This window comes from Levilactobacillus tujiorum, from assembly GCF_012641185.1.
GTDB lineage: Bacteria > Bacillota > Bacilli > Lactobacillales > Lactobacillaceae > Levilactobacillus > Levilactobacillus tujiorum.
Genome location: NZ_JAAXLK010000020.1, coordinates 1 through 12,940, shown reverse-complemented (window position 1 = coordinate 12,940; position 12,940 = coordinate 1). Strand labels below are relative to the sequence as shown.

The following is a 12,940-nucleotide window of genomic DNA, read 5'->3' as shown; positions in this document are numbered from 1 at the left end:
CACCACCTCCGACCATTAGATTTGTGTTGAGTTGTTTCAGAAAAAGCATTAAATTATTTCACTTTAACTGTCGCGAGTTAATTAATGCTAATCAATCCGCCATCGATGTTTTGCTGCAATACATCTTGAACTTCCTTAATTTGATCGGGATAACTGGTTTTAAATGGGATTGCCATTCCTCGAACGTGTTCGGCATCGTCAAGTTTGAGATACACTGTTGAAACCGGTCGATAACTCATAGATAAATGCTCATCGATTTTTTTAACGGCTGTTTTCAAACTGTCGTCATCAATATTAATTTTTACGTTGATCGTTGAATTTGTAATAAGCTTTTTTTGAGCCTTTCTTGAACTATCACGCATTCGCTTAATCACTCGCTTTGTTTGCTCTGCTTGAGTTTCAACTATTTTCCAATCATCAGCCAACATGTCTGTTTGACTGGCTACCCACGGAACACGGTCTTTAGGTGAGTATTCGTTGTCAGTCTTTAACCCGGTGGTATCAATACAAATATAATCATGAGTCATATATTTATTGCGACTTGCATCCTCATAGGCCTCACCAAAAATAATACTGATAAAAATACCTTTGCCGTTCCAACCCGAGCGTCGCACTCGTTTCCCACACTTCATTGCTTTTAATGCTTCTCCAAAATCCATTTCATCACTCCTTAAACATTCATATCCATGCGAAATAGCGGGTGTGATCCCGCAAACTCCGCAACCGCAATTGCTAATTCAGTTGGAAATGGTGAATCAGCCCACGCTTGAATCAAATAAACGCCCTTATAGTCATCTTTGATTTGGGCATGCATCACGCCACGTTGATCTGTAACAACGATCGTCTTTTTCTTCTTATCATGTACAATGTGGCCGTTGAATTTAGCGGCTACCTCAGCTAATTTACTTAATTTCATTCGTATTCACCCTTTTATAAGAAGTCTACTAAATTGCTAAACTAATCAACCAAAGAATAACCATAAACACTGAATCAACTATGATTGCTATGATTCCATGCTTTAAGGTATCAAACGAATCAGCACCGATGCTGGAATTCTTCTGGAACAAAGCTGTCCACATGATCGAAATTCCTGTAGCACCCCAATAGTTCATCACAGGTAGCTTGAAAATTGGCACAATTACCCAACTCCAAGCCAGCATCAAATATAATCCACTAACAAGAATTGAAACAATCGCTAAGCCAATCGTCATGATCGACACTAGGCATCCAGTTGCATCTACTTTTTTATTTTTCATAATTCCTCCTTGTTATACAAACATGTCCCGGATAAACTTTTCAGCAAACAAATTTTTCCGTTGTTTTTCGGTCAGTTCATTTGTTGGCGTCGGACTTAGTTGGGCATAAAAATCACCATGGACATTCCTTTCCATTCCTGTGACGTAACAGTGAGAGCCTTCATATTCTATTTCTTGGTTATACGAATAAGCCCATGAAAATTGAGCTGCGTTTTCTGGATTAAGTTTAACCGTGATGCTCATTGCTCTCATCCTTTACTTTTGTGAGTTCGCCTACAGAAAAAGCACCACTCTTTTGTGAGTGATGCTTTGCATACTGCTCTCTGACCCATGGGTCTAAATCGCGTTCAATTTTATGGCCCGTTTTAGACGCATATGAGCCGTCTTGCCAGTACATGGGTGTTTGTTTGTGTTTTACCATAGGCAGCCCAACCACCCTATCAGAATACCCACAGCAAGCGCCGCAAGTCCCACTATCAAATCTTTAACACTTCGTCGCCACATCGGGCATCCCTCCAAAACGGATAGACATAAGTCTAACCACCAAATTTATGTAACAAAAAAGACCCAGTCGTCCAAACTGAGTCTCTACGAAATCACCTAACCGATGCAGGCGAGACTTCTCAACCGAGAGGAGTCTTCACCTCTTTTCAATTAGATTTTTGACCCAATGTTAAGCAAGATTTGTTTAGGGTCAATGTGATTGGTGTGGAATCGAACCACACACGGGATTCAAACCGCCCTCTTCTGGCAGGCCAACGCCAGTTACAATCACGTGATGGACGCTATAGCCTTGGATGAACGGGAGAGTCCATCTCCTTTTTTGGTTATTTGCGTCCAATGGACCTTGTAGGATTCGAACCTACGACCGAACGGTTATGAGCCGTCTACTCTAACCAACTGAGTTAAAGGTCCAAAAGACCGGTTATGTAGGCCGGTCAATTTTATGAAGGAGTTTGGCGAGTTGAACATGCGCTTAAATGAAGGGGAGTCGCCTCCCATCTGTATTGCTCGCCAATGCACGCAGCGGGATTCGAACCCGCGTCAGACAATTACTGTCTGCTCTGCCATTGAGCTATGCGTGTTTTTCTTAATTCTTTCGATGATACTAGAATAACCCTTAAATATGGCTAGTGCCTGCAGTCCGACTGCACAAAAACTGCACTCAAACTGCATCAAAACTGCTTTTTTTAAAAATATGGAGATCATCCAGCATGTAGCAATCGGCAAACTGTAATAGTGCTTTTGGCTTCCAAACGTGGAAATAGCTGGACTCAGAAAATCCTAAGTCCATAAAGCACATGGTATCTGATAGTTCTTGTAGATATAGTTCATCTAGGATATTCTGGCAATCTTTATCACAGTGTTTAATTGCTTGGATTGTCCGTTTAACGACTTCTTCGGCATATAACCGCCGCACAATTCTTGAATCTGTCGCATTACCTGATGGCTGAGATTTTGGCATTCCATCATAGCTAGGTGATTTTAAATCACTCATTGATTGTCCACTGATACGAACCATCTTAGGCAATACTACAGATAAAAAGTGTGTCACGTTTTGCAAAGTTGCTCCAACATCTACCTCTGGGAAGAGACTTCCCATGTTCATATTGTCAAAATCTAATTCAGCCAACCCTTTCAGCCCCTATCAATGGTATAATTAATGTGTTGACCATTGAGTAAGCATAATTTGGGTGAGGGCTGCTGCCGGGCGGCCCTTTTTTGCTGTATAAATTAATGGATCAGCTTGCGAAGCTCGCGTTGTAACCATAGATCGTTGATATCAGCAGGCATGCCTTGAATATATGCCGCTATTTGACCTGCTCGATGTGCTGATTTAGCAATGGCTACTGGTACACCATCAACCGTGACAACGTTATTCCAAGTCGCGTTGTACTTCTTAACTCGCGTTACCGTAACCTCCATACGTCCTCCTACATAAAATAATAATTTTAACTAATAAATTGGCTATCCAACTATTTTTTAGTATCAAGTTGAACCGGCCGTGTAGACAGTACAACATACCCTGGCATCTGCTTATAATCAGTAATGAAAGTAACTGAGACCGATGCGCTTCTTCCTGTATACTCGCCATTAGACCACTCTCGAAGCCACAGCATATCGTTAACTTCAAAGTTACGATCGTTCTTCCGGATTTCGAAATTCTTTAGTCCACTAAGCTGTGCTTCCATGAATTCTGGGGCAATTTTCAATTCTTGAACTTTAGCCATAAAATCACATCCTTATTTGACGATATCGTATCCCCATTCGAAATGCTCAAAAGCTACCTCTTTAGCAGCTTCTTCAATTTCGGTCTGGGACGCATTGACGGGTAACTCGATGGTATCGCGCCATTCCACGCCAGCAAGCTTAGGGCTTGACCAAACATCAATCTTAATTTTTGATTCATTTCTCATTTTTCCACTTCTGGGGCCAGTACCTTACCCAACTCCACTATTCTGGCAAGACGGTCGCCACCATCGGCACATAACCGAAGCCAATGCGTTAGATCGCGTATTTGCGAATCAGTGAATGAAAATTTGGAGTTCACAAGACTTCGCCAGTCACATCCCGTTTCCACGAAGAATTTACTACCTTTATGTCCATATGCTGTTAATGTGCCGTCATCACTACTTTGGGCAATAATAACGTTCCAATATTGATCTTTGCGAATACTTACCGGTGTTGCGGCATAGCCCAACAAATGATCCATAAGCTCACGCTGCACAGAAATATTCAAACGGAAAAATCTTGGCCATAAACGCAAATTGCCCATAGAGGATACGCTTACACATGCTACCGTGTACCCATCACGCTGGACATCATAAAAATCTTGGCTATCGTAGGTGTTCTTATAAATCACCATTTTCATTGACTTAATCTGATTTTTAAATTCTTTAGTTCTCATACTGCACCTCCGTTTTATCGTGCCGTTCCTGTAGCTCTATAACGGCTTTCTCGTACCAATCTGGTCGTCTAATCATCGTCACTCCTCCAACTCGCTGAGTGGCACTCTGAGCATCGACCCCGGCTTCTGCGTCTTGGCTTGCAGAAAGAGTGCTTCGGGTTCCCGCCCTGGCAAACGCATCACAGAAAAGCACTTGCCAAGTTGTTTTTCGGCTCGGTGGTGGACTGTCTCCATAATCGGGTTCCCTGCATCATCCTTCATGATCACGCCGCTCTTATACTTCTTGGGCTCCTCACTATCCCATGCCGGCTTGTGACGAATTACTAGTGATCCACGTTTAATCATTCCCGTGTCCCTCCTTGAGTTACTGTGAATTTGCTTCGCCGGTTGGCCCTGACAGCCTTAGTAATCCGCTCAGGCAGCCACTCTTCGACGAACTTTGATTCGTACTCGACTACTGTCGTGATAAATTCGTAGTATACGGCATCGATAGCCGTGATCCGTCCAACTATGCCGTTATCGAGCCCTATCAGCTGACCGATGTGCATAGTTGGGATCTTCTTCGTAACAGGGGCCGATGTCTTCCAGCGAACACGATTAGGGTTGTCTGGCTCAAATCCCAGTTGCGGGTTATCCGAGCCAACTTCCTGACAGACGGCCGTGGCCACCAGCATCGGCAAAGCACGGTGAGCGTACAGCGTCAGTTTGCCGACTAGAATCACCACATAGTCCTTGCCCTCAAAGCTAAGTACCTCACCCGCCGTGAGGCTTTTATTAAATCCCTCGCGTTTGAGCCTGAGTAGTCGGCAGGTCATTCGTTTTGCCTCCCTGATTTTCCCGTGCGTGTTGCGCCATGCGGCGCTTCTTTTGCTTCATGGCTCGACGCTTAGAATGTTTTCGTTGTTTTGCCATTACTTGATTACCTCCACTCGCCAGCCGTTGATGACTGGCTTTTTCTGCTGCTGTAATGCGCCCTCAATTTTCCATGTTGATATGTAACCCAAGTAATGCTTCCGAGCATATCCTAGCCGACACTCTACACAACCATGGTCGTTTGATAGTCTTAATAACATGAATATAATCACGACTTTTCTGACTGTTGTTCTTCTAGCACAACCAAGCCTTGGGGTGTCCATTTAACCCTGCGTCCGGTCTCGTTATTTCGCTCTCGTAAGTCTTTAGCACTGTATGACATGTTGGACCACGTTCGCTGGTCGTAGCTGGCTCGTGCGTGCTTTTTGGCCCGTCGTGTAAGCTGTTTATTTTGCTTACGGGAGTGGTGTTTCTTGCGTTGGGTATAATCACGGTCAGATTGACGACCGGCACCCGTAACTAATCTAGCCATTTTTTTGCCTCCGTGATTGTCACTTCAATTCTTGGATCGTCTGAATAATACTTACTAGCCGATAGATCAACAATACAGTTGTCATCCTCCCAGATAACGCCTGTGAGCGCGTCTTCAATGAGTTTGACGTAATTGGACGTGTCAGGCTTAACTATTGGTCGGTGAAGTCCTTGTGCCCTTCTAGCATGTTCGATTTGGCTAACGCTGGTTTGTATTGGTCGATAGATTGCTATACGGACCACTAGTGGCTTCCGGCCAATTAGATCACCGTGATACTGTTTACTAGCTTCTAATGACACATACTGCTTATACGTCCGACTTTTTAATGGATCATACGCATGTCCGCTACGATTAAAACGTGGCCGCGCTGCTGGAACTGGCTCGCCATATACAACTAACTCAATCACCGGCGACACCTGCCAATGGTAATTCTGTCTGCTGAATCAGCATTTTAGTAGCAGTGCTTGGATGCCAGTCATCGATGTACTTCATAGCTTTGTCGAAGTCCTTGGCCTTAATCTGGATTCGTGCACGGACGCCACAAACTTGATTTAGTCCGCCATTGATATCTTTATACAGCGCCGACCGTTGCTCCTTGGTCAACTGCAGATGACGGTCACGAACGTAGAAATTGACTGCCCTAGATACGCCACGGCTAACTGTCGTATAGTCACCAGTCTCTAGTCGGCGGTTCTCCTCGAAGTCGTCCATGCGTTCCTCAACGTGGTCTAGCCGATGATTGGCGCGGCTCCCAGTCTCAATCAACAAGTCAATTTTCTGTTCCGGCGTCATGACCAGTTCGGCTTGCTGGGCTCGCTTCTCCATCGAGATAAAGTACTCGCGGGCTTGCTTGCCCTTGGATGTTCTCTGAATCATTGACACTTCTTTCGCCATGTCTAAAGCCATTGCATATTCAATGCGAGGCCGACCACCGCGGCTTTTCCCCGAAAGTGGGGAAAAGTCCTTACCTTCGACAAAACCGTAATCAGTCATGTCTTTAAACCAAGTTGAGAAGTCTTTTCCAACCTCCAAAAAGTCATGCAATCCTCGAGCGTCAACTGCAACGCTATCGCTATCATTGCCCATAATTAATTCTTGTAAATTTTTCATGATGTAGCCTCCCGTTCTGTTTTTCCATTCTTCTGTAGTCGCGCAATTCGCGCGTTAATTTTTTCCTGTTGTTCAGGCGTTATCTCAGTTCGAGTAGCCGTTGGAGTGGCCCCCGATTGTGCCCAGTCTGGCAAAGTTTCTTTAGCCCTGGAAGGCTTAGACCCACCACGTTCACCTTTCATGCGTTGGTCGTGTTCCTTCGCTGCCTTCTTAGCCTGATCAAGTGTGGAGATACCCCGTTTCTGCCACCCTTCAATCACTGCCCGCATGTACTTGAGTGATCCAGTGGCCTTGACCTGGTGCTCACCGGCGATGGTGATTGCGAAGTCCACCACATCGGCAGGCAAGGCATCAAGCCATTCATTAATCTCAGGGGTGGCGATAGCGTTAGGGAACCCCCAGAGACTGGTCCATTTGTCGATAACATCCCCTCGGGTGACACCCGCGTCATCTTCATCATGGTCAGTACCAGTCAAGTCAAGGTCAGTACCAGTAAGTTCTTTATGTCCTACCGGTTGACCTCCACCTTGCCCAACTGGTTGGCCTACTTCATCTAAACCAGTTGACCTACTTTTTTCATTTGTAGTTGGGTTACTGGTTGTGTAACCAGTTGGCCTACCGTAAAGTTTGACCACCCGATACTCAGGCGGCTTGACGTTTTTCTTACCTTTGATGTACTTGATCAGTCCAAGTTGTACCAGTGAATTTCTTGCCTTATCGAGGCCGGGCTCGGATAATCCTGTTAGACTAAGCAGTGCCGAATTTTTCATGCGAAACTGAACATCCAATTTGCCTTCATCGTTCGCGTAGTCTAATAACTCGCGATACAGATTGTTTTGCCCATTAGAGACGCTCGCTTCATACATCTTAAAATTACGGTACGCTCGTCGTTGTTTGAAGTAATCCAAGTCTTCACCTCCTAAATTTCAATATCTAATGACTTGAATCCGGTCGGTTGGTATGTCGCACGGCAATAGTTGCACTTACCACAACGGATCGGTTTTGTCTTACCGGCAATCACATCCATTAGGAGTGGCTGATATTCTTCAATCTCTTTAAGCCCCTTCTCAATGCGTCCATAATCGACCTCAAAGGATTCAATGGCTGGCTCCGGGGTCTTCTTATCAACTGCGAAGATGAAGACGTGAAACGGCTTGTGATATTGGTCCTGTAGCAGCTTCTTGTAGGCGGCCATTTGTAAGCCGTAATTCCAGTGATCGAACCACAATTCACGGTCACGAATAGCAGGATTATAAAAATCACGATCAATTTCAGCAGTTGTCTTAAGATCACAGAAGTAGCCTTTTTCAACATTGAGAGAATCAATTTTTCCTTTCCAGTTAACTCCGAATAACTGTCCAGAGATGATTGCTTCTTTTTGACACTCAGGCGCGTTGTAGAAGTAATTGAAGAGGTCGGATCGTTCCATACGTTTGACCATCAAGTCCACATAGCTATACTTGCTGAGCAGTTTTCCCTTCTGGGTGTAGATAGTCGGCTCGTCTTTCGAGTCTCCACGTACCGGCGTATGTTCTTCCACAAACTCTTGGTGTGACTTGCCTGATTCAAAGTAAGAGTGAATATGATTTCCCACTAGCATCGCTGGAGTAACGCCCTCGGTCTTGGGAGCATTTGCCGGCCGCAGTTCTTCTGGCGGTTCACTAAGCTCGTACAAAGCCGATGCTTCGCACTCTTCAAACTTCTTGAACCAAGTTGCTGACATGTAGACTTGATCCGTAACCCGGCTGTAGTAATTTTTAGACGTTAATCGAAGTCTGGGCGGAGTGGTCAGGCTCTTCACCAGTTGGCTCTGAGTCGCTGTTGCTGTCGTCATCCGTGTCACCGTCCTTTTCATCGGCATTTACCGTCTTGGCCCCCTCGGCCTTGTTAAAGTCGTTAAGCAGGGCTGCGGTGGTATCAGTGCCCTCTTCGGCATCAATGTCGACTGGCACCTTGCTGTCTTGCTTCTTTTCGTCCTGAGTCAGCGCTTCGGACATTTCCGTGGACATTGGTCCCCACTTACTCAATAAATTCCTCAGGACTGTCTTAAGAGCCATTGCGTCAAAGTCCGATTCCCATACGCCAGAAGGATTCTTACCGCCGGACATCTTAGAGAACCGTTGACGGTGCTGATCAATCTGGTCTCGCGTCCAATAAACAGTTTTCTCGAAGCCGTTCAGCAGCTTAAAGTACCCGATATATCCGATGACTGTGTCTGACTTCTTTCCGGTCGGATTATAGTCGACCTCCTCAGTCAATGCGTTCCAGCCATTAAGTTCGCCGTCGTAGACCACAATGGCGTTAAGCGACTTATACTGACCGGTTCGCATGGCTAATTGGATGTAACCCTTATACCCAATTTGTGGTGTAGCCACATTCTTGTAAGGCACTAACCACATGTAGCCCAGATTCTGATTAATTGGTAGGTCTAAACTAGCAGCAACCATTGCCGAATTAATGACTGACATCGAATCAACCTGAGACAGTTTACGGTTCTCATTGACTACGCTGACCAATGAAGTTGCAAATTGAGTAGCCTTTTCGTGCAGAGCGCCCTCAAACATTTGTTGAATTTTATCTTGCTTAACTAAAGTCTTAACTGGAACCCGTGATAATGAATTAGCCATTTACTTTTCCTCCTCCAAATTGGGTGACCAGGCAACAAGCTCGTCGCTGATGCTGTATAGCCGATCAATCTCATCATTGCTAAGTCGATCATTCTCGGCCAACAGTTGAACTTCCTTGAACAGATCAGATTTAATGTCATCTAGTTCAGCTAAATTAGTAGCAATCACTGCCTTAGGTTGGAAACGGCTGCTTGTGTGTACCTTGACTACGTCCATGAGATCACCTCCGCACTTTTAAAATATTCCAAGATGGTTGCCAAATGGTCATAGTCCCAATCAATCTGGGTTCCGTAATCCTCACCCTCAGCATCTAAAAAGTCGTGCATCGAGTCTTCATCGGTTGGCACATATCGACCTTCTGCTTCCCAATAAGTTTCACCAGAAATCATGGGGTTGCCATTGGTATCTTTGACCACGAATTCCGTTTCAGGCTGTGATTCCAGCCGATTCATGTATCGAACAAAATCGAATGTTGCATGATCTGGCACGCTCATCGCCATTGCAACCACCGCCCTCGTGGAGTAGAATTAGTTTCATAGATGTTTAACAAGAGCAATCTTGTTTTGAGTTCTGAGCTGCCACTCAGAGCTCTTTTTTTATGCCAAAATGTCATTTTTTGTCCTCCAATCCGAAGAAATCCATTGCCCATGCTTTCCAACCGCCCATGTCGTGGACGCTCTCAGAAAGCTTGAATCCTAGAAACATTGCCCCAGAAATCAATCCGAACCATGACACACATTCGCCAACATAGTAATAAAACAAGTCCATTCTAATTACCCTCTTTCATCAAGGTACCGAAGCCAAGCATCACGAATTTGCGGATAAATCCAAACTCGTTTTCCACCTTTTTCACCAACCTTGCGTTGTAGTTCCTTCACATATGACAGTGGGACAAATGTTGTCTCAAGCGTTGATACTGAGGAACCTGTCATCGTGGCAAGTTGCTTAATGTTAACGGAAATTTGAAATTGTTGGTCTTCGTTAAGAAGATCGTCAACACGACTCTCAATGACCTTTTCCGCAACTGCTTGTGGATCAAACTCAGACATAGCCTCACCCTCCATATTGATTGTTATATCTATCAAAATAGCTTTGCAGTTGAACCCCAGCATATTGGGCCTTCATCACAATGTCCGTGTTCTCAGCCCCAATTTCTTCAACATATTCTTTGAAGTAATCTCGGATTAGTTGTTGCTGCTGCGGTGAGCGAAGCTCCGGCTTAGTACCGATGGCCTCATCGAATGCATCTTCCAACTTTCGCCGCTCATTCTCTTCTTTTCGCTGCTGAAACAGGGCCGCCATTACATCGTCATGTTTAGTCTTATTTTTCATAAAAGACGGAATATGGTAATCCTCCCGTGCCCCAGAAAAATTAAGCCAAATGCTTTGTAGTGCATCCGCCAATGATATTCGCGTTGGCTTGTCCGTGTTACGAGTGCCGTTCTTCAAACGACTTAGCTGACCGACAGACACATGAACCTTACCAGCTACTTGCTTGTGTGTTAGCGAACCCTGAATCCCATCTAGGGCAAGCGTTAGTTGTTCCGAAAATTTGCTTTGCATCTTCTTCCTCCTACCGAGATTGGAAATTGACTTCAATCACTTTTCCTAAACTCACAGCTATTATTGATACTGGAGTTCAAATGACTGGTCGTTCGCCTTGGCACACTCGATCATGTACAAACGATCAAGATAGCCCTCGCCATTTGCTTCAACCATCGCAGTAATGATTTCCGTGGTGTGATTACTACTTGCTGCAACGAAGTTGATCTTTTCCTGACGCGTCATTTTGACACCTCCTCAGTAAAATTAAACATTCTCTTTAACTTTATCGCAAAAAAATTCAATTTTAACATCTAATGCTTCAGCAGCAAGAAATGCATATTCTAAAGTTAGCCGATTCTTTCCATTTTCAATATTCCAATAATGCTGTGTTGTTTTCAGTCCCATTCTGCGTGAAACTTCAGCTCCAGATAGTCCTAGCATTTTTCTACGTCGTTTAAGTAGATCAAGTGCATTGGCTTTAACGAACATTTTTTCGCCTTCTTTCTAAATGAATCATTTAACTTATGAATTTAGTATAGTTAAATTTTATGTTTAAGTCAACTCTTTTTTTAAATTTTTCGTTTAAAAATATAAATTATTTGTTTAACTGTTATACAATACATTTAACAGGAGGTTGAAATTATGCCAGAAAAGAAACAAAACGACTTTACAAGACGTTTAATTGATCTCCGTGAGAGCAGAAATTGGTCAAAAACTGAGGTTGCCCGTCGACTCGGCTTAAGTAGTATGCAGCGCTATGCAAACTACGAATATGGAACTAATGAACCAGACTCGAACATGCTAAAGCAAATTGCTTCTTTATACAATGTGACGACTGATTATCTTCTTGGAAAAAATAGCACACCTTCTTGGGCTAACAAAAAAGATACAAATGATTTAGAAAAGTTTCTCAATGATAATGAAGGGTCTATGACTTATGGTGGTGAAGACCTGACGGAAGAACAAAAAGAACAAGTGCGTGTGGCTATGACGGCAATATTCTGGAAGCGCCACAAACACGACTAGGGGCTGATTGTTTGGAAAAGATTAGTAACGTTGTTAAAACAGTGACGAATCGGTATCACACCGCCAACCCTTTCACTATTGCTGAAAAACTTAATATTCAGGTAGAATGGTGCTATTTTGATCGTTTGCCATTAGGAAAAACGATTTATGATGATGGACAACCTATTATCATGCTCGATGAGGCAATTAGGCATACGCCAGACCAATATTTTGTTATGGGTCACGAACTAGGCCACACCATTCTACAAGAAGGTCTAGTAGGTTACTACACTAGTAGTACCCGCGCACACGGTCAGCTTGAAACTGAGGCAGACGAATTTTCGGTTGCTCTGATGGGTTTACTGTTTATTGAAGATAACGACCGAATGCCGTCTTCGTACAAAGACTTAGCACGTCAATATGGCCTACCCTACGATTTTGATTAGGTAATCCTGCCTGATATACTTACAAATCTGGAAAAAATATAATGCGTCCAAAACTGATGACGTTAAAGGCTATATATATTCCTTGGGAGGAAAGTATGAAGATACTTAAAATAATTGGACCCCTTATGATAGGATCAATTTTACTGTCTGGGTGTCAAAGCTCTACTAAAAATGGCAATAACGCGACGGGCAATAAAAAGGCCACAAGCGTTAGTTTGCGGCTCAAAAAAAATAAAATTTATGATATAAACCACGCTGAGGGTAAGACTGTAAAAGGAGCCAGTGTCATTTTTGTTCCAGAAAACAAGCATAATGATGTTGAGAAGATCAAAGCTGGCAGCGATGGCACTTTCTATGAAGATGCACTTGTTCCGGGAAGATATGTCGTATATGCCAAAAAAGACGGGATAAAAAGTAATAAACACCAGTTGAAGGTTATGAGCTACCTTACGACACATAACACCCCTAGCTCTAAAACTGCTGACACTGACAGTGACTCCAAATCATCTTCAATATCCGCAAGCATTGATAGTTCTGTATCTGCTTCACTTGATGAATCAGTGAAAAAATCAAAAGAAAATTCGTCAACTAGGGTCCGTCTGAAAACTACTTAAGTAAGATGCAAATTGAGGCAATGTAAACCGTAGCCAGATAAACATGAGCGAGCTTATCATAACGCGTTGCAATCCTACGAAAGT

The 12,940-nt window shown here is 43.8% G+C and carries 27 protein-coding genes, 2 tRNA genes and 1 pseudogene; 3 read left to right on the top strand and 27 right to left on the bottom strand.

Annotation, left to right across the window (positions count from 1 at the left end):
• Positions 1 to 77: 77 nt before the first annotated feature.
• The 26 genes from HF569_RS09825 to HF569_RS09700 form a co-directional block, all read right to left on the bottom strand.
• Positions 78 to 659 (bottom strand): DUF2829 domain-containing protein, encoded by a 582-nt coding sequence (locus HF569_RS09825; protein WP_168902293.1) that lies wholly within the window; start codon positions 657 to 659, stop codon positions 78 to 80.
• Positions 660 to 670: 11 nt separating this feature from the next.
• Positions 671 to 916, bottom strand: a complete 246-nt coding sequence (locus tag HF569_RS09820; RefSeq protein WP_084994691.1) for a hypothetical protein — start codon at positions 914 to 916, stop codon at positions 671 to 673.
• A 28-nt stretch (positions 917 to 944) separates the two neighbouring features.
• Positions 945 to 1,256, bottom strand: coding sequence for a hypothetical protein (locus tag HF569_RS09815; protein WP_021742271.1), 312 nt, complete (start codon positions 1,254 to 1,256; stop codon positions 945 to 947).
• Between the two features lie 12 nt (positions 1,257 to 1,268).
• Positions 1,269 to 1,499 carry a hypothetical protein gene (locus HF569_RS09810; RefSeq protein ID WP_168902292.1) on the bottom strand — a complete coding sequence of 77 codons (231 nt, stop codon included), beginning with the start codon at positions 1,497 to 1,499 and terminating at the stop codon, positions 1,269 to 1,271.
• A gap of 598 nt (positions 1,500 to 2,097) precedes the next feature.
• Positions 2,098 to 2,171, bottom strand: a tRNA-Ile gene (locus tag HF569_RS09805).
• 103 nt (positions 2,172 to 2,274) lie between these two features.
• Positions 2,275 to 2,340 (bottom strand) — tRNA-Leu (locus HF569_RS09800).
• An 81-nt stretch (positions 2,341 to 2,421) separates the two neighbouring features.
• Entirely contained in the window at positions 2,422 to 2,889 is a 468-nt protein-coding gene (locus HF569_RS09795; RefSeq protein ID WP_097545830.1) for an ArpU family phage packaging/lysis transcriptional regulator, read from the bottom strand.
• Positions 2,890 to 2,990: 101 nt separating this feature from the next.
• Entirely contained in the window at positions 2,991 to 3,182 is a 192-nt protein-coding gene (locus tag HF569_RS09790) for a hypothetical protein (protein WP_128491767.1), read from the bottom strand.
• 50 nt (positions 3,183 to 3,232) lie between these two features.
• Positions 3,233 to 3,487 (bottom strand): DUF3850 domain-containing protein, encoded by a 255-nt coding sequence (locus HF569_RS09785; RefSeq protein WP_168902291.1) that lies wholly within the window; start codon positions 3,485 to 3,487, stop codon positions 3,233 to 3,235.
• 12 nt (positions 3,488 to 3,499) lie between these two features.
• Positions 3,500 to 3,673, bottom strand: a complete 174-nt coding sequence (locus HF569_RS09780; RefSeq protein WP_168902290.1) for a hypothetical protein — start codon at positions 3,671 to 3,673, stop codon at positions 3,500 to 3,502.
• Positions 3,670 to 4,164, bottom strand: a complete 495-nt coding sequence (locus HF569_RS09775) for a hypothetical protein (RefSeq protein ID WP_168902289.1) — start codon at positions 4,162 to 4,164, stop codon at positions 3,670 to 3,672. Before HF569_RS09775 ends, HF569_RS09780 begins: the two co-directional genes overlap by 4 nt.
• A 78-nt stretch (positions 4,165 to 4,242) precedes the next feature.
• Positions 4,243 to 4,509 (bottom strand): hypothetical protein, encoded by a 267-nt coding sequence (locus HF569_RS09770; protein WP_168902288.1) that lies wholly within the window; start codon positions 4,507 to 4,509, stop codon positions 4,243 to 4,245.
• A complete protein-coding gene (locus tag HF569_RS09765; RefSeq protein ID WP_168902287.1) occupies positions 4,506 to 4,979 on the bottom strand; it encodes a hypothetical protein in 474 nt (157 codons plus the stop codon). The genes HF569_RS09770 and HF569_RS09765 overlap by 4 nt, the downstream gene beginning before the upstream one ends.
• Entirely contained in the window at positions 4,939 to 5,076 is a 138-nt protein-coding gene (locus HF569_RS09760) for a hypothetical protein (protein ID WP_168902286.1), read from the bottom strand. Before HF569_RS09760 ends, HF569_RS09765 begins: the two co-directional genes overlap by 41 nt.
• A 169-nt stretch (positions 5,077 to 5,245) precedes the next feature.
• The gene (locus HF569_RS09755) at positions 5,246 to 5,509 is read right to left on the bottom strand and encodes a hypothetical protein (protein ID WP_168902285.1); all 264 of its coding nucleotides are present in this window, start codon (positions 5,507 to 5,509) and stop codon (positions 5,246 to 5,248) included.
• Positions 5,497 to 5,916: a RusA family crossover junction endodeoxyribonuclease gene (locus HF569_RS09750; RefSeq protein WP_168902284.1), complete on the bottom strand. Its 420-nt coding sequence runs from the start codon at positions 5,914 to 5,916 to the stop codon at positions 5,497 to 5,499. The genes HF569_RS09755 and HF569_RS09750 overlap by 13 nt, the downstream gene beginning before the upstream one ends.
• Positions 5,909 to 6,619, bottom strand: a complete 711-nt coding sequence (locus HF569_RS09745; RefSeq protein ID WP_168902283.1) for an antA/AntB antirepressor family protein — start codon at positions 6,617 to 6,619, stop codon at positions 5,909 to 5,911. Before HF569_RS09745 ends, HF569_RS09750 begins: the two co-directional genes overlap by 8 nt.
• Positions 6,616 to 7,527 carry a DnaD domain protein gene (locus tag HF569_RS09740; protein ID WP_168902282.1) on the bottom strand — a complete coding sequence of 304 codons (912 nt, stop codon included), beginning with the start codon at positions 7,525 to 7,527 and terminating at the stop codon, positions 6,616 to 6,618. Before HF569_RS09740 ends, HF569_RS09745 begins: the two co-directional genes overlap by 4 nt.
• Before the next feature lie 11 nt (positions 7,528 to 7,538).
• On the bottom strand, positions 7,539 to 8,453 hold the full coding sequence (locus HF569_RS09735) for a PD-(D/E)XK nuclease-like domain-containing protein (RefSeq protein WP_168902281.1): 915 nt from the start codon (positions 8,451 to 8,453) through the stop codon (positions 7,539 to 7,541).
• Positions 8,377 to 9,246 (bottom strand): recombinase RecT, encoded by an 870-nt coding sequence (locus HF569_RS09730; RefSeq protein WP_021742294.1) that lies wholly within the window; start codon positions 9,244 to 9,246, stop codon positions 8,377 to 8,379. Before HF569_RS09730 ends, HF569_RS09735 begins: the two co-directional genes overlap by 77 nt.
• Complete coding sequence (locus tag HF569_RS09725; RefSeq protein WP_021742295.1) at positions 9,247 to 9,462, bottom strand: hypothetical protein; 216 nt, start codon at positions 9,460 to 9,462, stop codon at positions 9,247 to 9,249. It abuts the gene before it with no gap.
• Positions 9,453 to 9,746 carry a hypothetical protein gene (locus HF569_RS09720; RefSeq protein ID WP_168902280.1) on the bottom strand — a complete coding sequence of 98 codons (294 nt, stop codon included), beginning with the start codon at positions 9,744 to 9,746 and terminating at the stop codon, positions 9,453 to 9,455. The genes HF569_RS09725 and HF569_RS09720 overlap by 10 nt, the downstream gene beginning before the upstream one ends.
• Before the next feature lie 273 nt (positions 9,747 to 10,019).
• Entirely contained in the window at positions 10,020 to 10,295 is a 276-nt protein-coding gene (locus tag HF569_RS09715) for a hypothetical protein (protein WP_168902279.1), read from the bottom strand.
• Between the two features lie 4 nt (positions 10,296 to 10,299).
• Positions 10,300 to 10,809, bottom strand: coding sequence for a helix-turn-helix domain-containing protein (locus tag HF569_RS09710; protein WP_168902278.1), 510 nt, complete (start codon positions 10,807 to 10,809; stop codon positions 10,300 to 10,302).
• A gap of 60 nt (positions 10,810 to 10,869) precedes the next feature.
• Positions 10,870 to 11,034: a hypothetical protein gene (locus HF569_RS09705; protein WP_168902277.1), complete on the bottom strand. Its 165-nt coding sequence runs from the start codon at positions 11,032 to 11,034 to the stop codon at positions 10,870 to 10,872.
• A 21-nt stretch (positions 11,035 to 11,055) separates the two neighbouring features.
• On the bottom strand, positions 11,056 to 11,280 hold the full coding sequence (locus tag HF569_RS09700; RefSeq protein WP_168902276.1) for a helix-turn-helix domain-containing protein: 225 nt from the start codon (positions 11,278 to 11,280) through the stop codon (positions 11,056 to 11,058).
• 153 nt (positions 11,281 to 11,433) lie between these two features.
• On the opposite strand from HF569_RS09700, the gene HF569_RS09695 reads away from it, so the two are divergent.
• From HF569_RS09695 to HF569_RS09685, 3 genes are all read left to right on the top strand, one after another.
• Positions 11,434 to 11,817 (top strand): helix-turn-helix domain-containing protein, encoded by a 384-nt coding sequence (locus HF569_RS09695; RefSeq protein ID WP_168902275.1) that lies wholly within the window; start codon positions 11,434 to 11,436, stop codon positions 11,815 to 11,817.
• Between the two features lie 11 nt (positions 11,818 to 11,828).
• On the top strand, positions 11,829 to 12,242 hold the full coding sequence (locus HF569_RS09690; protein ID WP_168902274.1) for an ImmA/IrrE family metallo-endopeptidase: 414 nt from the start codon (positions 11,829 to 11,831) through the stop codon (positions 12,240 to 12,242).
• A 95-nt stretch (positions 12,243 to 12,337) separates the two neighbouring features.
• Positions 12,338 to 12,856 carry a hypothetical protein gene (locus HF569_RS09685; RefSeq protein ID WP_168902273.1) on the top strand — a complete coding sequence of 173 codons (519 nt, stop codon included), beginning with the start codon at positions 12,338 to 12,340 and terminating at the stop codon, positions 12,854 to 12,856.
• On the opposite strand, the pseudogene HF569_RS09680 reads toward HF569_RS09685, so the two are convergent.
• Positions 12,849 to 12,940, bottom strand: a pseudogene (locus HF569_RS09680) (IS5-like element ISLpl3 family transposase); the annotation flags it as partial. The gene HF569_RS09685 and the pseudogene HF569_RS09680 sit on opposite strands and share 8 nt — an antisense overlap.